Here is a 20304-nt window from a genome sequence, read left to right as displayed (position 1 = left end):
ACACCGCCCGATCTACCCGGTCCCGTGTGGATCAACAAGCCCAAGAACGAGGACCAGAAGGAGACCACAGAGAAGCCGACACAGAATTAGCCCAGCTCAACTGCCTTGATCAAATTGACAGGTTCCGGAGCGCCGATTAGCAGTCTCGACGTCCAATCGAGTGGCGCTGTTTAGACCCATGGTGATGGGTCGGGGACTACACCGTTCGCGGAGCCCTGTGAGTGCACTGCGGCACTGTGGGAGATGGTTCTCCCGAAGCACACCGACCACGAGTTCGCCCCGACCCCAGAGCGCGGGCATTCCCAATAGCCCATGTTGTGCGACCCCACCAGAACCATTCCTGCCGTGACGAGGTGGAGGCTGGATCGGTTGTTACGCACGATCACCGCCCCCTGTACGGAGCCCCCACTGGGCGACCTGATGGCGCAAACCTGCGCGCTCACATTGGCGACGATCGCTTTCGTGCTGCCGCACTTCCACGTACTGGAGCTGGAGGTGATCGGGTTTGTGTTGCCGTAAGGACGCCAGCTGCCATCGCCGAGGGCAGCAGAAGCAGCAGGTGCCGTTGTCAGACTGACGGTTGCCACTGCGATCGTAGCGATCCCCATACCCATTGCACGGCGTACGATCTTTCGCATCGCTGCTCCTTAGATCTTTGTCAAGGTCGTCTCAACACTAGGGAGACGCGGTATGTCGCTGGTATGTCGCCAGTATCAAGGCTTGCGTCAGACAGCCGTGCTCCTACGTAAGCCAGGACAAGAGCTCCCGAGCCTGCCCGTCTGCCGTCGTCCACCCGAAGAGGTAGCGGGCCAGCCGCGGGGCTGCCCGGCCGCGCGCCCGGTGTCCAGGGCTGTGATGGAACGGAGGCGGCCCCGCGGCTGGTCTGCTAGGGCTTGCCTCAGGATTGATCAAGGCCATTCTCAACCCCAAGGTGATCCAAACCCGGCTTGGCCACGCCACCATTGCGGAGACGATGGACACCTACGGCCATCTCTTCCCGGACCAAGACGACCTTGGACGTGGCGCGATTGACGCTCTCCTCCTCCCTAGTATCACGGAACAGGGACGGAACAGACAATCTTGAAAGGTGCTCCGCCCCTGGTCAAAGGGGCGGAGAGTGACGAGTCGGCCTGTAGGCCGGGTTCTGTCCTTCGTGTGAAGGGGCGACCATCCATCTAGGACCGCCGTTGCCGGCGGTCTCGAGCGGTCTACCCGCGCGGCTCGGGCGGGCCGCCCTCGAACGTCGCGCGCGGAACGCTCCGAAGAGCGTCCCTTCTTGACCTTGCTCCGGGTGGGGTTTACCTAGCCGCCCACGTCACCGTGGGCGCTGGTGGTCTCTTACACCACCCTTTCACCCTTACCTCCCGGGTATCGGGAGGCGGTCTGCTTTCTGTGGCACTGTCCCGCGGGTCACCCCGGGTCGGCGTTACCGACCACCCTGCCCTGTGGAGCCCGGACCTTCCTCGGCGAGCCCTTGCGGGCTCGACGCGGTCGCCTGGCCGACTCGTCTGCAGAACTCTATCAAGTCCCAAGCAACTCCCAACCCAGCTACAAGATCGAACTGCTGGAATGGGCACGTCATCGCCTGAGGGGGGCGATGCGTCCGCGGCCGTGCCGGGTGCTCCTGGCGGAACCCGGCACGACCGCGACACCTCAGTGCAGGTGCGAGGTGTCGTTGAACGACTTCACCACGGCCGGGCCGTCCGCGTAGTACTCGATCAGCGACAGGCACGCCAGGTCGAGGTGCATGCGGTAAATCGACTCCAGTGGAGCCATGAGGGCGAGTCTCAGCAGCATCTTGATGGGGGTCACGTGTGAGACCGCCAGCACGGTCTTGCCCTCGTACCGCTCCACCAGCCGCTCCCCAGCCGCCTGGACGCGTTGTGCGGCCGTGGCGAAGCTCTCTCCGCCGGGCGGGGCGGTGGCGGGGTCGGCGAGCCAGGCGGCGAGCTCGGCCGGCCACTTCCGCTGGACCTCGGTGAACGTGTGGCCCTCCCAGGCGCCGAAGTCGGCCTCCCTGAGGTCCTCGGCCACCTCGACGTCGAGGCCGGTCCGCCCGGCGACGGCGGCCGCGGTCTGGCGGGCCCGTGTGAGCGGGGAGGTGACGATCACATCCGGCCGGTACGGCTCCCGCGACAGCCGGTCCGCGGCGGCCGACGCCTGCGCGAGGCCGTTGGGCGTGAGCTCGGCGTCGCCCAGGCCGGAGAACCTGCGTTCCAGGGACAGCTCGGTCTCGCCGTGCCTCAGCAGGAGCAGCGAGGTGGCCACGCGGGTGGGCGGGGCCCAGCCGGTGCCGGTGCCCGTGCCGGTCCTGGTGACGCGCTGCTGGGCCGCGGCGATGGAGGCCGCTGGGGCGGATATTTCGGAAATGTCGCCGGCGTCGAGGAGGTCCGTCTGGCGGGTGGCCGGGGTGCGCACCCCCTCCTGCGCGTGGGAGTCGGTGGCGCCGCCCGCCTTCCAGGTCAGACCCTTGGCTGCGGCGTCCATGGCCTCGTTGGCCAGGCGGTCGGCGTGCTTGTTGCGTTCGCGCGGGATCCAGGTCCACTCGGTCACCCGCAGCCGCCGGCCCAGCGCCGCCGCCTCCAGCGCGAGCGGGCGCAGCCCTTCGTTCTTGACCTTCCAGCGGCCCGCCATCTGCTCGATGACCAGCTTCGAGTCCATCCGCACGGCCACCTGCGCGCCCTCGCCGCCCAGCCGGAGCACGGCCTCGAGGCCGGCGATCAGCCCGCGGTATTCGGCGACGTTGTTGGTGGTGACGCCGATGGCCTCGGCCGACTCCGCCAGCACCTGGCCGTCCGCGGCGTCCATGACGACCGCGCCGTAGCCGGCGGGGCCCGGATTGCCGCGCGAGCCGCCGTCGGCCTCGATGACGTAGTGCGTCACAGCCCTGACTCTGCCGTCCGTACGAGGATGCGGCGGCACTCGTCGCAGCGGAGCACCTCATCGTGGGGTGCGGCCTTGATGCGGTTCATCTCGGCGATGGACAGGGCCACCTTGCAGCCCTGGCACCGGCCGCCGCGCAGCATGGCGGCGCCCACGCCATACTGGTCCCTGAGCTTCACGTAGAGCGCCATCAGGTCGGCGGGGATGTAGCCGGCGACGGCGGAGCGGCGGCCCTGGACCTCGGCCGCCTCCTTGTCGATCTCCTTGAGCGCGGCGTCGCGCCGGCTCTCGGCGGCGGCCACGGCGGCGGCCACCTCGTCGCGCTGCGCCACCAGGTCGGTCACCTTGGTGTCCGCGGCCTCGCGGCGCTCCATGATCTCCAAGACGATCTCCTCCAGATCGCCCTGGCGCTTCTGCAGTGAGGCGATCTCGGACTGGAGGCTCGCCAGATCGCGCGGCGAGGTCACGGCGCCGGAGTCGAGACGCTTCTGGTCGCGGTCGGCGCGCGTGCGGACGGCGTCCACGTCGCTCTCCGCCTTGGTCTGCTCGCGGGCCAGGTCGCCGGCCTCGGTCTCGGCCTCGATGACCTGCGTGGCGAGCCTGGCGTACTGCTTCGACCTCTCGTCGATCTCGGCCAGCTCGGGAAGGGTGCGGCGGCGGTGGGCCAGCCGATCAATCACGGAGTCGAGCTCTGCCAGGTCGAGCAGTCTCTTCTGGGCCTCAGGGGCTGCTTTCATGATCAATATCCTCTTGTCCAAGCATCGGTGACCGTGGCGGAGACACGCGTTTCAACGTTAACGCCACTGGCGTGCAGGATGGACGCCGCGCTGTCGAGCCACGGCCACTCGGTCGCCCAGTGCGCGGCGTCGATCAGCGCAGGCCCGCCCGCCTCGATGAACTCACTCGACGGGTGGTGGCGCAGGTCGGCGGTGAGGAAGACGTCGACCCCGGCGGCCGCGGCCGTGCCGAGGAGCGAGTCGCCCGCGCCGCCGCTGACCGCCACACGGCGCACGGGCCTGGACAGATCGCCTGCCACCCGGATCCCCCACGATGTCCGCGGCAGCCCCTTGGCGGCCTCGGACGCGAACTCGCCCAGCGTCGCCGGCTCCGGCAGCTCCCCTACGCGGCCCAGCCCGCGCCACGGGTCGTCGGGGAAGGGCTGGAGCGGCACCAGGTCGCCGGTCAGCCCGACGGCTCTGGCCAGCGCGTCCGACACGCCGGGGTTGGCGACGTCGGCGTTGGTGTGGGCGGTGTAGAGGGCGACGTCGTTCTTGATCAGGGTGTGGACGAGCCGGCCCTTGGGGGTGGTCGCGGCCACGCTCGTGGTGCCGCGCAGGTAGAGGGGATGGTGGGTGACGATCAGGTCAGCGCCCCACTCCAGGGCCTCGTCGGCCACGGCCGCGACCGGATCGACCGCGAACAGCACCCGCCGCACCTCCAGGGCCGGGTCCCCGCAGACCAGCCCCACCGCGTCCCATGACTCGGCCCGGGCGGGCGGGTAGGCCGCCTCGAGCACCTCGATCACGTCCGTCAACGTCACAGCAGCCACCTGCGAAGACTATCTGCACGCGGGAGGGGTTCGCGGGGCTCTGGAAGGGGTGTCGCCGGTACGGGGGTTCGGCGTAGTGTAAGCGGATACTGACATGCGGAGGACGGCATGGCACCAAACGTCGCGATCGTTGGAGCGGGGTTCGGCGGACTGTGCATGGCGATCCAGCTCGAACGGGCCGGGATCCGCTCCTACACCGTGTTCGAGAAGGCAGGGGAGCTCGGCGGCACGTGGCGTGACAACAGTTATCCAGGGGCGGGCTGCGACATTCCATCGCATTTGTACTCCTACTCGTTCGAGAAGTACGCGAGCTGGACCCGTCGCTACCCGGCACGGCCGGAAATTCTCGGATATCTAGAGCATTGCGCCGATAAATATGACGTCAGGCGAAAAATCCGCTTCGAGACCGAGGTCCGCCGAGCCGTCTTCCACGACTCCCAGTGGCGGATCGCCACCGCCTCAGGCGCCGGCGAGGAGCGTACAGAGGCGTTCGACGTGATGGTCATGGGCGTCGGGCAGCTCAACCGCCCCCGCCTGCCGGACATTCCGGGATTGTCGGACTTCGCGGGTGTCTCCTTCCACTCCGCCCGCTGGAACCACGACCACGACCTCACGGGCAGGCGCGTCGCCGTGATCGGGAACGGATCGTCGGCGGCCCAGCTCATCCCGCGCCTCGCCGAGCAGGCCGAGCGGCTGCACGTCTTCCAGCGCACCCCCAACTGGGTGATCCCCAAGCCGGACGCCACGTTCGGACCGCTGACCACGCGCGCGCTCCGCTTCGTCCCCGGCCTTCAGCGGGCCTACCGCGAGTGGATCTACCGGTACGCCGAGGCCACCCTCTACCCCGCGCTCGCCCAGGGCTGGAGCGCCGGGCTCCTGAAGAAGCGGGCGCTGCGGCACCTGCGCGACCAGGTGCCCGACCCTGACCTGCGGGCCAAGCTCACGCCCGACTACCCGCCCGGCTGCAAGCGGGTCGTCATCGACAGCACCTTCTATCCGGCGCTGACCAGGGACAACGTCGAAGTGGTCACCGAAAAGATCGCCCGGATCGCGCCTGAGGGCGTCGAGACCACGGAGGGCCTGCGCGGCGTCGACACGATCGTGTACGCGACCGGCTTCATGAGCACCGAGTTCCTGGCCCCGATGGAGATCACCGGGCGCGGCGGCCGGGCGCTGCGGGAGCAGTGGGCCGACGGGGCTGAGGCGTACCTGGGCATCTCCGTGCCGAACTTCCCGAACCTGTTCCTGCTGTACGGCCCGAACACGAACCTCGGGCACAACTCCATCGTCTTCATGATCGAATGCCAGGTGAACCACATCATGGGGTGCCTGCCGCACCTGTCGGCACACGGCCCGATCGAGGTGCGGCCCGCGGCGATGGCGGCGTGGAGCAGGCAACTCGACGCGGCGATGAGCCGGATGGTGTGGGGCGAAGGCTGTCACAGCTGGTACAAGACGCCGCAGGGCCGCGTCACGAACAATTGGCCCGGCCCCACGACGCTCTACCGCAGGCTGACGGCCAAGCCGCCGCTCCCCGCCTACCAGCCGGCACCCGCGGGCTAGGCGATCACGGGCTCGGGCCGCCGGCTATGAGCACGCCGGCACCCGCGATAACGTCCACATATGACGCTTGCCCTCCACCAGCGCGCCGTCGTGGCCGACACACACAACGATCTGCTGATGGCCGTCTCCGCCCGGCCCCCGCAGCAGTGGGCCTCGTTCTTCCGTGAGCGATGGTTGCCCCAGCTCGTCGAGGGCGGGGTCGATCTGCAGGTGCTGCCCGTCTTCATCGACGACCAATACCGGCCGGAGGGCGCGCTGCGGCAGACGCTGCGGATGATCGAGTGCGCGCACGTGCTCGCCGAGGGCAACGCCGACCACGTCCGCATCTGCTTCGACGCGGGCGAGATCGACAGAACGCTCGCCGACGGCAAGATCGCCCTGCTGCTGGCGCTGGAGAGCATGCCGGGGCTGGATGCGAACGTCGAGCTGATCTCGACCATGCATCGCCTCGGCGTACGGGTGGCCTCCATCGCGCACTTCGGCCGCACGCCGCTGGCCGACGGCAGCGGCGAGGACGCCACGGGCAGCGGGCTGACCTCCCACGGCGTCGCCGCCCTGGCGGAGATGGAGCGGCTCGGCATCGTCTTCGACGTCTCCCACTTGGGCGCCTCCGGCGTCGCGCATGTCCTGGAGCTGGCCGCCAAACCGGTGATGGCCACCCACTCCGCCGCCCGCGCGCTCCGCGACCACCACCGCAACCTCACCGACGAGCAACTGCGCGGGGTGGCCGCCACCGGAGGCGTGGTCTGCGTCAACTTCTTCGCCCCCTTCCTCGCCGACCGGGAGGAGGACATGACGCTCGACCGCCTGCTCGACCACATCGAGCACATCGCCGAAGTCGCCGGCATCGACCACGTGGGCCTCGGCCCTGACTTCATCCGCGAGGTCATGGAGGACCTGACGCCACCGTGCTGCGAGGGTGTGTTCTCCAGAGGGGTGAACCCGAAGTCCGCGGTGCCCGGCCTGGAGGGGCCCTCCGGCCTGCCCATGGTCACCCAGGGCCTGCTCGCCCGCGGCCTGCAGGAGAAGGACGTCGTGAAGATCATCGGCGGGAACGTGCACCGGTTCTTCGGTGAGCGGCTGGCCTGATCGGCGGCGGAGCCTCCGACCAGGCCGGGACGCGCACGCGGCTAGACGAGCGGGCTGAGCGCCCTGTCCATCACACAGGTGTTGGAGAACACCTTCTGGTACGCGATCGGCCGGCCGTACCAGGCCCCGTCCACCTTCACCTCGACCGGTAGATGGACCATCGGGCAGGCACCGGGATTGGCGTCCAGGTGCTCGATGTGCCCGTCGACCGCACGCAACGCATCACACACCGCCGTCGGACGCGGGTGGCCCCCTCGGTCTGGATCACACATGAGCCGCAGCGCGTACGCGCCGCCACCGGCGTCGGGAGTGACGGAGATGTGCATCCTCGCGCCCGCGACGGCGGCGCCGGCGGGCAGCGTGCCGAACGGCGCGGCCAGGATCGCGGCGACGCAGATCCCGAGCGCGGCTGTCCTGCGGGTGGCATTGAGTCCGACCTTCATGAAACCCCCCTGATCGAAGGCGACTACATGGAGTAATTGGACCACGACCGAGAGTGGATGGTCCATCTCATCACGGCGACACGGTCACAATGGGGGGCATGACCAGGCAGAGCAGCGAGGAAGCGGCGGCCAAGGCCGGCGTGGTGGTCAGGGAATTGCGGGAGATCGACGAGTTCCGCGAGGTCTACCGGCTCTTCGACCAGATATGGCATCCGGATCCGCACAACGCGCCCGTCTCCGTGGAGCTGATGATCGGGTTCGCGCACACGGGCAACTACGTGGCCGGCGCCTTCGAAGGGACCACGCTCGTCGGCGCGTCCGTCGGGTTCCTGGCCGAAGGAGGGGCGTTGCACTCGCATGTGACCGGCGCCCTCATGAGCCGGGGCATCGGGTACGCGTTGAAGCTGCACCAGCGGGACTGGTGCCTGGAGCGCGGGCTGAAGAAGATCACGTGGACGTTCGATCCGCTCGTGCGGAGGAACGCCCGGTTCAACCTGGTCAAACTGGGCGCCATGCCAAAGGCGTACCTGGAGGACTTCTACGGGGCGATGACGGATGCGATCAACGAGGGGGACGTGTCCGACCGGCTGCTCGCGGTGTGGCAGGTGGCCCAGGAAGATCAGGGCCGGCGTGACGTGCAGGTCGAGACCCTGCCTGTCCTGCTGGGCTCCGAGGATGAGCGGCCCGTCGTCACAGGAGTGCAGGGGGACGTGGTTCTGGTGGGGACGCCGCACGACATCGAGGCATTGCGACGAACGAATCCGGCGGCTGCGAAGGAGTGGCGTACGGCACTGCGAACCGTGCTCGGCGGCCTGATGGGCGGGGGTGGACGAGTGGTGGGATTCACCGACCGCGGTGAATACATGGTGGTGGTTAACTAGCTATTCCACCAGCGTTTCGGGTCTCTGTAATGTGGCGGATAGGTAAGTCGAACAAGGAGATCCGCATGGCGGAGTTCACCCCCACTGTTCCTGCGCGTGTCCTGCCCCCCGTTACCCTCCGCGACCTCCCCGACCCGCCCTCCTCGAAGTGGCGCATCATCGGCCCCGGCCTGGTGGGCGCCGGGGTGGGGCTGGCATCGGGCGAATTCATCCTCTGGCCCTACATCGCCTCCCAAGTCGGGCTCATCTTCGTCTGGGGAGCCGCGATCGGAATCATCACCCAGTGGTTCCTCAACATGGAGATCGAGCGCTACACGCTGGCCACCGGCGAGACCGCGCTGACCGGTTTCAGCCGGATGTGGCGGCACTGGGGACTCGTCTTCGTGCTGATGACGCTCGCCTCCAACCTGTGGCCGGGATGGGTGACCAGCTCGGCGACCATGGTCACCTATCTGACCGGCTCCAACGCGGACAGCGTGCGGTGGATCGCCATCGGCATGCTCATCGTGATCGCGCTCGGGCTGACGCTGGCGCCGGTGATCTACACAGCGCTCGAACGGGTGATCTTCGTGAAGATCGCACTGGTCGCGACGCTGATCGTGGTATCGATCATTTTCGCGATCAACGCCGACAGCTGGGTCGAGCTCGGCAAGGGGCTCACCGTCGGGGCCAGGTTCCCGGTGCCGCCGCTGGAGTTCGCGCTGCTGATGGGCGCCATCGCGTACGCCGGCGCGGGCGGTGGCCAGAACCTGTGCCAGAGCAACTGGATCCGCGACAAGGGCTTCGGCATGGGCGCGTACGTGCCGCGCCTGGTCAGCCCCGTGACCGGGCACGAGGAAGCGGCCGCGTCGACCGGCTTCCAGTTCGCGCCCACCAAGGAGAACCTGGCGCGGTGGCGGCAGTGGTGGCGCTTCGCGAACGTAGAGCAGGCGTCGACGTTCGCGATGGTGTCCTTCGTGACGATCGCGCTCATGTCGATGCTGGCGTACTCCACCGTCTTCGGTAAGGAAGGGCTGGCCAACAGCATCGGCTTCCTGAAGGTCGAGGGCGAGGCGCTGCAGAGCGTCGTCGGCCCCTGGTTCGGGGTGCTGTTCTGGGTGATCGGGGCGCTGGCCCTGTTCGCCTCGGCCATGGGCATCGTCGACTACACCTCGCGGCTGGCCTCTGACACGATCAAGACGGTCTACCTGCGCGACAAGCCGGCGTCCGTGAACACGATCTACTTCTACACCGTCTGGGCGATGGTGCTGATCGGGATCGGGATCCTGCTGCTGGGCTTCGACCAGCCGCTGATCCTGCTGGTGTTCTCAGCGTCCTTCGCGGCCGTGATGATGTTCGTGTACTCGATCCTGCTGATCATCCTGAACCGGCGGGCGCTGCCCGAGGCCATCAAGGTGCGCTCGTACCGGCTGGGGGCGCTGATCTGGTCGGTGGCCTTCTTCGGCACGCTGACCGTGATCGTCGTCATCCAGCAGGCGCAGCGGATATTCGGCGGGTCGTGACGGTCCTCTGACCCGGGGGCGTATTGTGGTCAGATGATCAACGGAGCGCATCTGATCATGTACACCCGGGACGCGGATGCCGATCGCACATTCCTCCGCGACGTGCTCGGCTATCCGAACGTCGACGCGGGCGGCGGCTGGCTGATCTTCAAGCTGCCGCCCGCCGAGGTCGCCGTGCATCCCACGGACGCGGCCGAGGCCCACGAGCTCTACCTGATGTGCGACGACCTGGAGCGCACGATGGAGGAGCTCAGGGCCAAGGGGGTGGAGTTCGCCGATCCGGTCAGCGACCAGGGATGGGGGCTGCTCACGGCGATCACGCTGCCCGGAGGCGGGCGGCTCGGCCTGTACGAGCCGCGCCACCAGACGGCGTACGACCTGAGCTTACGAGAGCTCGAATGCGGAAGAAATCCTTCCGCATGAGCAGGCAGACTGGGTGCCATGCTGGAAACCTCGGCCCGCCTGCTCAAACTGCTCTCCCTCCTCCAAGCCCACCGCGAATGGTCAGGTCCCGAGTTGTCGGCCAAGCTCGGCGTCTCGACCAGGACGATTCGCAACGACATCGAGCGCCTGCGCTCGCTGGGGTATCCGGTGCACGCCACGCCGGGCGTCGCGGGCGGCTACCGGCTGGGCGCGGGGGCGGCCCTGCCGCCGCTGCTGCTCGACGACGAGGAAGCCGTGGCGGTCGCGGTCGGGCTCGGCAGGGCGGCGGGCGGCGGCGTCGAGGGCATCGAGGAGACGTCGCTACGCGCCCTCGCCAAGCTGGAGCAGGTGCTTCCGTCCCGGCTGCGCCGCAGGGTGAACGCGCTCAATACCTACACCGTGCAGATCGCCGGCAGCGGCCCGTCGGTGCACCCTGAGGTGCTGACGACGATCGCGAACGCGGCCCGCGACCACGAGCGGCTCCGCTTCGACTACACGGGCCACGACGGCGAACCCACGGTCAGGAACGTCGAGCCGCACCGCCTGGTGCACCGGCGCGGCCGCTGGTACCTCGTGGGATACGACGTCGAGCGGCGGGACTGGCGGACGTTCCGGGTGGACCGGGTGCTCCTGCGCACGCCGGGCGGGCCCCGGTTCGTCCCCCGCGAGCTGCCGGAGAACGGCGACGTGGCGGCGTACGTGGAGAAGGGCGTCAGCACGGCCATGTGGCGTTACCGCGGCAGCGTGCTGCTGCACGCCCCGGCCGAGCAGGTCACCGCGCTGCCGCTCGGGCTGGAGGTGGAGCCGGTCGACGACTCGACCTGCCTGCTCAAGCTGGGCGGCGACGACCTCAACGGCATGGCCGTGTGGATCGGGTTCATCGGCGTGGACTTCGAGGTGCTCGACCCGCCGGAGCTGGCCGAGCACGTGCTGCGGCTGTCGGAGCGTTACCGGCGGGCGGTCAGCGGCCGGTAAGGAGCCGGTCAGCGCCCACCCGCAGGCTCAGGGGCATGAAGAACATGACGCAGGTCGCCGGCGGCACAGGCGACTTCCAGCTCGTCCACCACCTCACGCTCACCGGGAGCCAGTTCGAGATCGGCCAGGCGCTCACCGAGGAGGCCCGCAGGCTCGGCTGGTCCCCCATGCACGTCGATCCGGTCGTGGGCCGGGCCCGCAGGACCTGGTTCGAGCGGCACTGGCCGCAGCAGCACGCCCGCATGGACGGCGCGGCGGCGGCCCTCGGCCTCGACCCCGACCAGGACGCGCTGGCCCTGGACGGGCTGAGCTTCATCCCGGAGGGCTCGGGCTGCTCGGCCCTGTGGATCCCGCCGTCGGCGGCCGTGGACGGCCACGGCCGGGTGGGCCGCAACTACGACTTCTTCCCATGGACCACGAGCGAGATCATGGGCGGGACCCCGCGGCCCAACGAGCTGCCGATGGCCTCGCGCCCCTACGTGATCACGACGGTGCCCGACGAGGGGCTGTCCACGACCGTGATCACCATGAACGAGTTCGACGGCTGCATGGACGGCATCAACTCGGCGGGCCTGGCGGTCATGCTGCTGATCGCCGACTTCGAGACCGCGGCCCCGCCGGAGAGCGTGTTGCCACAGGTCGGGCTGGCCAGCGTGCAGCTGCCCCGGTTCCTGGTCGAGACGTGCGAGAACGTCGACCAGGCCAAGCAGGCACTGTTGGGCGCCAAGCACTACGACTACGGCACGCCCCTGCACTTCCTGGTGGCCGACGCGGGCGGGCAGGCGTTCGTGTGGGAGCGCGGCAGGGACGGCAGCGAGCACATCGTCGAGTTCGGCGACGGCCCGCTGTGCGTCACCAACCACCTGCTGCACCGCAACCCGGACCCGATGAACCTGCCCGCGGACAGCGAGGCGTCGTTCGGCAGCTTCGGCCGGCTGCGCACGTTGTACGAGCGCAGCAAGGGCGCCACGCTGTCAGCGCAGGACCTGCGTGACAGCCTGCGCGCGGTCGCGCAGGCCGAGGATCCCGCCGTGCCGTTCCGCACGTTGTGGAGCACCGTCTTCGACACCGCCGACCGCACCCTGTCGACCCGCTTCTACCTGGGCGACGGCGGGCGCTACAGCGAGGAGCTGGTGTTCTCCGCGAGGTAGGCGGCACGCACCTTGGAGCGCGACAGCTTGCCGGTGGGCGTGCGCGGCAGCCGCTCGCGGTACTCGACCACCTTCGGGTGCTTGAACCTGGCGATGCGGGGCCCGCAGTGCTCCAGCAGCTCGGCGGTGAGCTCGGGCCCCGGCGTGACGCCCTCGGCGGGCTGCACGAGCGCGACCACGTTGTGACCCCACTCCACGTCGGGCACCCCGATGACGGCCACGTCCGCCACCGCGGGGTGCTCGAGCAGGGCCGCCTCGATCTCGGCAGGGTAGATGTTCACCCCGCCGGAGACGATCAGGTCCGTGCGCCGGTCACACAGGAACAGGTAGCCGTCCGCGTCCAGGTAGCCGATGTCGCCCGGCGTGTACCACTCCCCACGCATGCTGGCGGCCGTCTTCGCCGGGTCCTTGCGGTACTCGAACGTGCCGAGGCTGGACTTGACGTAGATCATGCCGGGCTCGCCCGGCGGCAGCTCCTCGCCTGCCTCGTCGAGGATCCTGACCTCGAACGTGGGCGCGGGCCGGCCCACGGTGCCCGGCTTGGCCAGCCACTCCTGCGGCTTGACGGCGAACGCGATCGCCGACTCGGTCGAGCCGTAGTACTCGTAGAGCACCGGCCCCCACCAGTCCATGATGCGCTGCTTGACCGCGACCGGGCAGGCCGCGGCCGTGTGGATCACCTGGCGCAGGCTGGAGACGTCGTATTTGGCACGGACGTCCTCCGGCAGCTGCAGCATGCGGTGGAACATGGTCGGCACCATCATCGCGTTGGACACCCGGTGCCGCTCGACGAGCTCCAGGATGTTGATCGGGTCGAACCGCGGCGTGATCACCACGGTGTGCCCGAGGTGCAGCGCGAACTGGGTGTGCGCGCACGGCGCCGAGTGGTACATCGGCGAGGTCACCAGGTGCACCTCGTCGCCCGGCTTGAGGTCCACGACCTCACCGAGGAACCACGTGTACAGCGGCACGATCGCCTCCGGCGGGGCACCCGGCAGGGGCCGTTGCACGCCCTTGGGGAAGCCGGTGGTGCCCGAGGTGTACCACATGACCGCCCCGGAGGTGCGGTCCGCCGGCGCGTCCGCAGGCTGCCCTTCGGCCAGCTCCGCCGTGCCGATCTCCTCGGTGACGACGACTTTGGCGTCGCAGTCCTGGATGATGTACGCCACCTCGGACGCGGTCAGATGCCAGTTGATCGGCACGTAGTAGAGGCCGATCTGGCCGGTCGCCATGAGCATGATGACCGCGTCGATCCCGTTGGGCAGCACACCCGCCACCACGTCCCCGGTGCCGAGTCCGCGGGCTCTGAGCCCGTGCGAGACCTGGTTGACCCGGGCGAGCAGCTGTCCGTACGTGGTGTGGGAGCCGTCGGTGTCGATCACCGCGAGGCGGTCGGGGTCGGCGGCGGCGATGGCGTAGAAACCGGGCGTCTCGCTCGGGTCAGCGCCTGATTGCCGAGCTCCGCTCGGAGGGCTGTGATCGATGGCCTCGCTCCGCTGCGGATCCATCACAGCAGCTCCAAAAGCTCAGCCAGACGGGCGCGGTGGATGCGGGGCGGGCCCATCAGTACCTCGTCGGCCTTGGCCCGCTTGTAGAACAGGTGCGCGTCGTGCTCCCAGGTGAAGCCGATGCCGCCGTGCAGCAGCAGGTGGTCGCGGGCCACCTCGAAGCAGGCGCGTCCCACGTACGCCTGGGCGAGCGCGGCGGCGCCGGGCAGCTCGGCGGGCGACTCGTCGGCGGCCCAGGCGGCGTACCTGACGATGGACTCTGCCTGTTCGAGCTTGCAGTGCATGTCGGCGAGCTTGTGCTTGACGCCCTGATACGAGCCGATGTAGCGGCCGAAGGCGACGCGGATCTTGGCGTACGCGACGATGGCGTCCAGCGCCGCCCGCATCACGCCGAGCTGCTCGGCCGCCAGCGCCACGCACAGCCGGTCGGCAATGCTCGTTCCTGGGCCGGTCTCCGGCCGCGGCCCGAGCACCCGGCAAGGCGCGCCGTCCATGACCACCTCGGCCTGGCCGCGGGTGAGGTCGAGCGTCTCCAGGGCGGTCCTGGTGACGCCGGGCCCGGCCAGATCCACGGCGACCATCACGATGCCGTCGGCGGTTCGCGCCGGCGCCACCAGCACGTCGGCCTCCATGCCGCTGAGGACCTGAGCCAGCCTCCCGCGCACGGCAACGCCGTCGTAAGCGATCTCGTCACCGGCGAGCGTGGCCGCGATCCGGCCCTCGGCGATGCCGGTCAACAGTTCCTTGTCGGGCACCCTGGTCAGGGCGATCGTGGCGAACGTGGTGGCGAGGAACGGCCCCGGCAGCAGGGCCGCGCCCGTCTCCTCCAGCGCGACGGCCAGCTCGGCCAGGCCCGCGCCGGCGCCGCCGTACTCCTCGGGAACGATCAGGCCCGACAGGCCGAGCTCGCCGTTGAGCCGGGCGTACACCTGCGGGTCGTAGCCCTGGCGGACCTTGGGCAGCGGTGAGGCCGCGCGCAGGAAGGACCGCACGGACTCGCGCAGCTGCTGCTGTTCCTGGCTGAGTGTGAGCTTCACGCCTGCGTCCCCACCTTCAGGTCCTTGAACGGCACGGTCTTGTCCACGCGAGGCTCGGGCGGCAGGCCGAGCACCCGGTCGCCCACGATGTTGCGCATGATCTCGTTCGTGCCGCCGCCCAGCGCCATGCCCGGAGCCAGGGAGATCGCTTGGGCGAGCGGATGATCGGCCAGCACGGACTCCGGCCCAACCAGCTGTGTGGCGAGGTCCGCCTGGAACAGTGTCAGCTCGGCCAGCAGCAGCTTGGCCGCGCTGCCGCGGGCGCCGGGGAATTGCCCGGCCTCGGTCTCCTGGGCCAGGCGCTGGTTGAACAGCGCGAGCGCGCGGCTGCGGATGTGCAGCTCGACGAGTTGGTCGCGGACCAGCGGATCGCCGGTGTCCACGGCCCGGCGCAGCGCTTCGAGCGAGGCCGGATTGTCCTTTTGCCCGCCCATGCCGACGCCGGCCGAGATCGACAGCCGCTCGTGCAGCAGGGTCGTGACGGCCACGCTCCAGCCGTCGTTGACCTCGCCCACGCGGTGCTCGTCTGGAATCGTCACGTTGTCAAAGAAGATCTCATTGAAATTGGCTCTGCCCGACATGTCCTTGAGCGGCCTGACCGTCACGCCCGGGTGGTGCATGTCCACCACGAACATGGTGAGGCCCTTGTGCTTGGGCACCTCCACGTCGGTGCGGGCCAGCAGCAGGCCCCAGTCGGCGTGGTGGGCGACGGAGGTCCACACCTTCTGGCCGTTGATGACCCACTGGTCGCCGTCACGGACCGCCCTGGTCTGCAGGCTGGCGACGTCGCTGCCCGCACCCGGCTCGGAGAACAGCTGGCACCAGATCTCCTCGCCGCGCAGCAGCGGCCTGAGGAAACGCTCGCGCTGCGCGTCAGTGCCCCGGTCCACCAGCGTCGGGCCGGTCATGCCGAGGCCGATCGAGAAGACGTACGTGGGGAGGGTGAAGTCGCGTGCCTCGACGGCGAACGCGCGCTCCTCCGCCTGCGTCAGCCCCTGGCCGCCCCATCGCTCAGGCCAGGTGATGCCTGAATAACCGGCGTCGTAGAGCTTGGCCATGAATTCCTTGGCCCGCGCGATGCCGCCCGCTTCAGGGGATTCGTCCGTCGGGGTGTTTTCCTGGAGCCAGGCCCTGGCGGCACGCCGATACTCAGCAAGGTCCACGTCGCCTCCTTGGTATCAGTGTCCACTTACTCTAATCAGACGACCGCATCACGCATAGAGCAGTGTTCTGTTGGTCTTTTAACCTGATTTATCCCGGAATCTCCGCTAATTCGAGGCCAAGCCACCTAGTGTGATCACCTGATTACTGGAGGATAGGTGTGATCGCACGGCTGGGCCGCTCCATTCGCGCACGGCTGGCGTTGTTCGCCGGCGTGGCAACGGCACTGCTCTGCCTGGTGACGAGCACGCTGCTGCTGTCGGCGGCGCACAGCACGGCCGTCGACATCCGCAGGAACGAGGTGATCAGCGCCGCGCTGCGGGTGGTCCACTTGGTCAAGACCGACGACCTCCCCGGCCTGCTCGCCACGGACCTGGAGGGACTCCAGGTCGTCGATGTGAACGGCAGCGTGGTGGCTTCGACGCCGAACCTTGCCGGCGCGCCCCGCCTGACCACGGTGACCCCCGACAAGGACAACACCAACAGGGTGAACACGATTTGCGGCCTGCCCCAGTTCTCCGGCGACTGCCACATCATGATCGCCTTGCGGGTGTACGAGCCGGAGGGCGACTGGCTGGTCTACGCCTTCGGCTCCATGGTGCCCTGGTACGTCCATCCGGTCCTGTTCGCCTTCCTGGCCGGCGGCTCCGTGGCGCTGGTCGCGCTGGCCTGGTTCGGGGTGTCCAGAGTGGTGGCCAGGACGCTCGCGCCGGTGAACGTGATCACCGACCGGCTCGCCGAGATCACCGCCGGCGACGAGCGGATGCGTGTGCCCGTGCCCGAGAACGCCGACGAGATCAAGGCGCTCGCCGAGACCGCGAACCGGACGCTCGCCCGGCTCGAGGACTCGATGGAGCGGCAGCGCAGGTTCGCCTCCGACGCCTCGCACGACCTGCGCAGCCCGATCACCGCGATGCGCACCGAGCTGGAGGAGGCCATGCTCGCCCCGGACGAGACCGACTGGCAGGTGGCCGGCGCCAAGCTGCTGATCAGCCTCGACCGGCTGCAGAACATCGTCACCGACCTGCTGACGCTGGCCAAGCTCGACGCCCACGCACCCGGCGTACGCGACCCCGTGGACCTGGCCGAGCTGGTCGCCGCCGAGACCGCCAGGCCGCGCATGAAGCGCGTCGTCACCTCCCTGCAGTCCGATGTGATCGTCATGGGCGACCGGCTCAGGCTGGCCCGCCTGCTGACGAACCTGCTCGACAACGCCGAGCGGCACGCCGAGAGCACGATCACCGTGGCCGTGCGGCGGGACGGCGAGGCCATGCTGGAAGTCGTCGACGACGGGGCGGGCATCGCGCCGGAACACCGTGAGGACGTCTTCAGACGCTTCACCCGGCTGGACGCCGCACGCAACCGCGACGCCGGCGGCACCGGGCTCGGGCTGCCCATCGCCCGCCAGATCGCGGAGGCCCACGGGGGCACGCTCACGATCGAGGACTCCGAGACGGGTGCCCGTTTCGTACTACGAATGCCGACCAGAAAGGACTGACGGGACCCAGGAGCGGGTAATGAAAGGTTTTCCGACGGTGTCGTTACCATGATCACTATGAAGTCCAGAAGGAGGAGCGGACCGGCCGACACGGAGGCGCTCGACGCCCGGTTTGTCCCACAAAAACCAATGATCAGAAGCAAGAGCTACTCGCAGTGACATCAGGTTTCAGCCGCTTAAGGCGTGAGGATCTTCTCAAGACGGCCTGCGAGGTGATCGCGGAGCAAGGGTTCGGCCATACCAGGACCATCGACATCGCCAGAGCCGCCGGCGTCAGCCAGGCCTTGCTTTTCTACCATTTCGAGAACAAGGAACGACTGTTCGCGCAGGCCTTCACGTACGCGGCCCGCCTCCACATGAACGCGCTCGACGACGTGGAACACTCCGCGGGCACACCGCTCGAACGCTTGGTCTCCCTGCTCAGGCTCTGCTCCCCGGCCATCCCCACTGAGGGCTGGCGGTTGTGGATCGACGCCTGGGCGGAGGCGATGCGCAGCGCGGAACTGGAGGAGATCTCGCGGCGGATCGACACGCGGGGGCGCCTGCTGCTGCGCGCGATCATCGAGGCCGGGGTCGAGTGCGGCGAGTTCGACTGCCGCGACCCCGATGGGGCTGCCTGGCGGATCCTCGCGCTCATCGACGGGTTCGCGATCCAGACGCACGTGCATCCCAAGGCGCTGTCGCGGCGCCGTGTCAACGTGCTCATCCGCGAGGCCGCGGCGAACGAGCTCGGGGTGTCGCCAGAAAAGCTGTGACACCACTCTTCCCGAGTTATTGGACGCTTCGTACAATTACTGGGCGAGGAGAGGAGTGCACGCGATGACACCTGCACCGAGCTCTACCACCGCCCACGAGCGCGACGAGCGGGTCGCGAGCCGCAGCGCCTACGAAGCGGTCATCGAACGACTCTCGAAGGCGTCGGTCGACAAACACTGGGAGCCGTACCGGGACATCCCGTGGGACGACCCAGAGTTCCTGGTGGACCCCGCCGACCCGCGGTGGGAGCTACCCGAGGTGGACAAGCTGGGCGGCCATCCCTGGTACCGCAGCCGTCCCCCCGAGGTGCGTGCCACGATCGGGCTGTGGCGGGTGGCCACCGCCATGAAGATCGGGCTGCAGTTCGAGAACCTGCTCAAGCGCGGCCTGCTCAACTACGCCTACCGGCTGCCGAACGGGTCGCCGGAGTTCCGGTACGTCTACCACGAGACCATCGAAGAGGGACATCACGGGATGATGTTCCAGGAGTTCGTGAACCGTACCGGTCTGCCGATCCGCGGCATGCCCGGGCCGCTGTCGGCGGTCGCCCAGGTCGCGCCGTGGATCCCGCTGATCTCGACCGAGCTGTTCTTCGTGTTCGTGCTGGGCGGCGAGGACCCGATCGACCACGTGCAGCGCAAGGTGCTGAAGGACGGGCGGGCGCATCACCCGCTCGAAGAGACGATCATGCGCATCCACATCGCGGAGGAGGCCAGGCACATCTCGTTCGCCCGGCACTACCTGCGTAACCGGGTGCCCCGGATGCCCGCGTACCGGCGTCTCATGCTCGGCATCGCCGCGCCGATCATCCTCGGGGTGATGGCCCGCATCATGCTGTCGCCTCCGATGGCGATGATCAGGCACTTCAGGATCCCCTCGAACGTGGTGTCCGAGGTCTACCTGCGCAACGCGGCCGCCAAGGACGAGATCCGCGACTCGGTCGGCAAGACGCGGGAGCTGTGCGCCGAGCTCGGGCTGGTCAACGCCGTCACCCGGCGGATCTGGCGGGCCATGGGCATCTGGGCGGACCCGCGCTGACCGGCCTCAGGCGGGGGCGCGCCTGGCGGCGAGAACCTCTGTCTCCGTCACGTACTCCCACCTGCCTGAGGGGTTGCTCGCCAGCAGCGCCTTCCTCGCCACGTCGGTGAACGCCTCCAGCCGGTCGCCGAGGCGGGCGGGGGAGCTGTAGGAGTAGGACAGCTGCAGGCCGATCACGGCTTCCAGGTCGTAGACGAGGCGGCGTTCGTACATGATCGAGCTCAAGTCTGAGAAGGACGAGGTCGCCAGCACGTCGTGGGGGTGCTCGCCGGTCGCCTCCCAGGAGTTCGTGGCCGTCATCGCGCCCAGGCCGAACTCCTCGCGTACCCGCCGCATCGCGGGCTCCCACGGCTCTTCGCCGGGGTCGCGGGTCGGGCCGGCGAGCGCCACGACGCCGTCCGGCGGGAGCAGCTCGTCCAGCTCGGCCAGCACCGTGCGGCGATCCATCCAGTGGAACGACCTGCCCATGACGACGTGGTCGAACGGTGGGAACTCGCGCAGCATCGTGGAGTCGCCGCGCAGCCAGCGGATATTGGGGATGTTCGCGGCCAGGCGCCTGCCCTCGGCGAGCATCTCCTCGTCCGGGTCGGCGGCCGTGACCTCGCGGACCCGGCCGGCGAGCGGGATCGCCACCGTTCCAGGGCCGCAGCCGAGGTCGAGGATGCTGCTGTCCGGGCCGAACGTGGTGGCCAGGTGCTCGATGGCCTGGTCGCCGTAGTCGGCCCGGTATCTGGCGTAGTACGGCGCCGCGCCGCCGAACAGGTCCTTCATGGATGCGACCATATACAGGTTCGGGACATGTCCGATGTCCTTGACGCGTTCGGTTCGGAAGTTCGACGGAAGGCTT

19 protein-coding genes and 1 other RNA gene are annotated in these 20304 nt (G+C 68.8%); 11 read left to right on the top strand and 9 right to left on the bottom strand.

Annotated features, from left to right (window positions below):
• Positions 1-345 precede the first annotated feature (345 nt).
• Positions 346-519, top strand: a complete 174-nt coding sequence (locus ACTWPT_RS47645) for a hypothetical protein (protein WP_443184169.1) — start codon at positions 346-348, stop codon at positions 517-519.
• A 598-nt stretch (positions 520-1117) separates the two neighbouring features.
• On the opposite strand, the gene rnpB is transcribed toward ACTWPT_RS47645, so the two are convergent.
• The 4 genes from rnpB to ACTWPT_RS47625 all read right to left on the bottom strand — a co-directional run bounded on the left by rnpB (position 1118) and on the right by ACTWPT_RS47625 (position 4423).
• Positions 1118-1507: RNase P RNA component class A (rnpB, locus tag ACTWPT_RS47640), an RNA gene on the bottom strand.
• A 146-nt stretch (positions 1508-1653) separates the two neighbouring features.
• Positions 1654-2883: a bifunctional RNase H/acid phosphatase gene (locus ACTWPT_RS47635; RefSeq protein WP_443184168.1), complete on the bottom strand. Its 1230-nt coding sequence runs from the start codon at positions 2881-2883 to the stop codon at positions 1654-1656.
• Positions 2880-3620, bottom strand: a complete 741-nt coding sequence (locus ACTWPT_RS47630; protein WP_443184167.1) for a zinc ribbon domain-containing protein — start codon at positions 3618-3620, stop codon at positions 2880-2882. Before ACTWPT_RS47630 ends, ACTWPT_RS47635 begins: the two co-directional genes overlap by 4 nt.
• 2 nt (positions 3621-3622) lie before the next feature.
• Positions 3623-4423: a Nif3-like dinuclear metal center hexameric protein gene (locus ACTWPT_RS47625; protein ID WP_443184166.1), complete on the bottom strand. Its 801-nt coding sequence runs from the start codon at positions 4421-4423 to the stop codon at positions 3623-3625.
• Between the two features lie 117 nt (positions 4424-4540).
• Between ACTWPT_RS47625 and ACTWPT_RS47620 the strand changes: the two genes are divergently transcribed.
• Positions 4541-5995: a flavin-containing monooxygenase gene (locus tag ACTWPT_RS47620; protein ID WP_443184165.1), complete on the top strand. Its 1455-nt coding sequence runs from the start codon at positions 4541-4543 to the stop codon at positions 5993-5995.
• Positions 5996-6055: 60 nt separating this feature from the next.
• The gene (locus ACTWPT_RS47615) at positions 6056-7084 is read left to right on the top strand and encodes a dipeptidase (protein WP_443184164.1); all 1029 of its coding nucleotides are present in this window, start codon (positions 6056-6058) and stop codon (positions 7082-7084) included.
• Positions 7085-7125: 41 nt separating this feature from the next.
• Here the strand turns inward: ACTWPT_RS47615 and ACTWPT_RS47610 are convergent, their stop codons facing one another.
• On the bottom strand, positions 7126-7527 hold the full coding sequence (locus ACTWPT_RS47610) for an SSI family serine proteinase inhibitor (RefSeq protein ID WP_443184163.1): 402 nt from the start codon (positions 7525-7527) through the stop codon (positions 7126-7128).
• A gap of 98 nt (positions 7528-7625) precedes the next feature.
• Here ACTWPT_RS47610 and ACTWPT_RS47605 point away from each other — a divergent pair, with 98 nt between their 5' ends.
• From ACTWPT_RS47605 to ACTWPT_RS47585, 5 genes are all read left to right on the top strand, one after another.
• Positions 7626-8408: a GNAT family N-acetyltransferase gene (locus tag ACTWPT_RS47605; RefSeq protein WP_443184162.1), complete on the top strand. Its 783-nt coding sequence runs from the start codon at positions 7626-7628 to the stop codon at positions 8406-8408.
• 65 nt (positions 8409-8473) lie between these two features.
• Complete coding sequence (locus tag ACTWPT_RS47600; RefSeq protein ID WP_443184161.1) at positions 8474-9910, top strand: Nramp family divalent metal transporter; 1437 nt, start codon at positions 8474-8476, stop codon at positions 9908-9910.
• Between the two features lie 33 nt (positions 9911-9943).
• The gene (locus tag ACTWPT_RS47595; protein WP_443184160.1) at positions 9944-10333 is read left to right on the top strand and encodes a VOC family protein; all 390 of its coding nucleotides are present in this window, start codon (positions 9944-9946) and stop codon (positions 10331-10333) included.
• Positions 10334-10351: 18 nt separating this feature from the next.
• A complete protein-coding gene (locus tag ACTWPT_RS47590; RefSeq protein WP_443184159.1) occupies positions 10352-11308 on the top strand; it encodes a helix-turn-helix transcriptional regulator in 957 nt (318 codons plus the stop codon).
• 35 nt (positions 11309-11343) lie between these two features.
• The gene (locus tag ACTWPT_RS47585; RefSeq protein ID WP_443184158.1) at positions 11344-12459 is read left to right on the top strand and encodes a C45 family autoproteolytic acyltransferase/hydolase; all 1116 of its coding nucleotides are present in this window, start codon (positions 11344-11346) and stop codon (positions 12457-12459) included.
• On the opposite strand, the gene ACTWPT_RS47580 is transcribed toward ACTWPT_RS47585, so the two are convergent.
• The 3 genes from ACTWPT_RS47580 to ACTWPT_RS47570 are packed head-to-tail and all read right to left on the bottom strand — an operon-like array spanning position 12426 to position 16167.
• Complete coding sequence (locus tag ACTWPT_RS47580) at positions 12426-13967, bottom strand: AMP-binding protein (protein ID WP_443184157.1); 1542 nt, start codon at positions 13965-13967, stop codon at positions 12426-12428. The two genes, ACTWPT_RS47585 and ACTWPT_RS47580, sit on opposite strands and share 34 nt — an antisense overlap.
• The gene (locus tag ACTWPT_RS47575; protein WP_443184156.1) at positions 13967-15004 is read right to left on the bottom strand and encodes an acyl-CoA dehydrogenase family protein; all 1038 of its coding nucleotides are present in this window, start codon (positions 15002-15004) and stop codon (positions 13967-13969) included. The genes ACTWPT_RS47580 and ACTWPT_RS47575 overlap by 1 nt, the downstream gene beginning before the upstream one ends.
• The gene (locus ACTWPT_RS47570; protein ID WP_443184155.1) at positions 15001-16167 is read right to left on the bottom strand and encodes an acyl-CoA dehydrogenase family protein; all 1167 of its coding nucleotides are present in this window, start codon (positions 16165-16167) and stop codon (positions 15001-15003) included. Before ACTWPT_RS47570 ends, ACTWPT_RS47575 begins: the two co-directional genes overlap by 4 nt.
• Positions 16168-16325: 158 nt before the next feature.
• Between ACTWPT_RS47570 and ACTWPT_RS47565 the strand changes: the two genes are divergently transcribed.
• The 3 genes from ACTWPT_RS47565 (at position 16326) to ACTWPT_RS47555 (ending at position 19457) form a co-directional block, all read left to right on the top strand.
• The gene (locus ACTWPT_RS47565; protein ID WP_443184154.1) at positions 16326-17663 is read left to right on the top strand and encodes a sensor histidine kinase; all 1338 of its coding nucleotides are present in this window, start codon (positions 16326-16328) and stop codon (positions 17661-17663) included.
• Positions 17664-17818: 155 nt separating this feature from the next.
• Positions 17819-18418, top strand: a complete 600-nt coding sequence (locus tag ACTWPT_RS47560) for a TetR/AcrR family transcriptional regulator (RefSeq protein WP_443184153.1) — start codon at positions 17819-17821, stop codon at positions 18416-18418.
• 64 nt (positions 18419-18482) lie between these two features.
• A complete protein-coding gene (locus ACTWPT_RS47555; RefSeq protein WP_443184152.1) occupies positions 18483-19457 on the top strand; it encodes an AurF N-oxygenase family protein in 975 nt (324 codons plus the stop codon).
• A 6-nt stretch (positions 19458-19463) separates the two neighbouring features.
• On the opposite strand, the gene ACTWPT_RS47550 is transcribed toward ACTWPT_RS47555, so the two are convergent.
• Positions 19464-20228, bottom strand: coding sequence for a class I SAM-dependent methyltransferase (locus ACTWPT_RS47550; protein ID WP_443184151.1), 765 nt, complete (start codon positions 20226-20228; stop codon positions 19464-19466).
• Positions 20229-20304: the final 76 nt, after the last annotated feature.

Origin of the sequence: Nonomuraea sp. 3N208 (assembly GCF_052245935.1) — a bacterium.
Classification (GTDB): Bacteria; Actinomycetota; Actinomycetes; order Streptosporangiales; family Streptosporangiaceae; genus Nonomuraea.
Note: the sequence above shows the minus strand (reverse complement) of the source record. Positions and strands in the feature narration are given on the sequence as shown.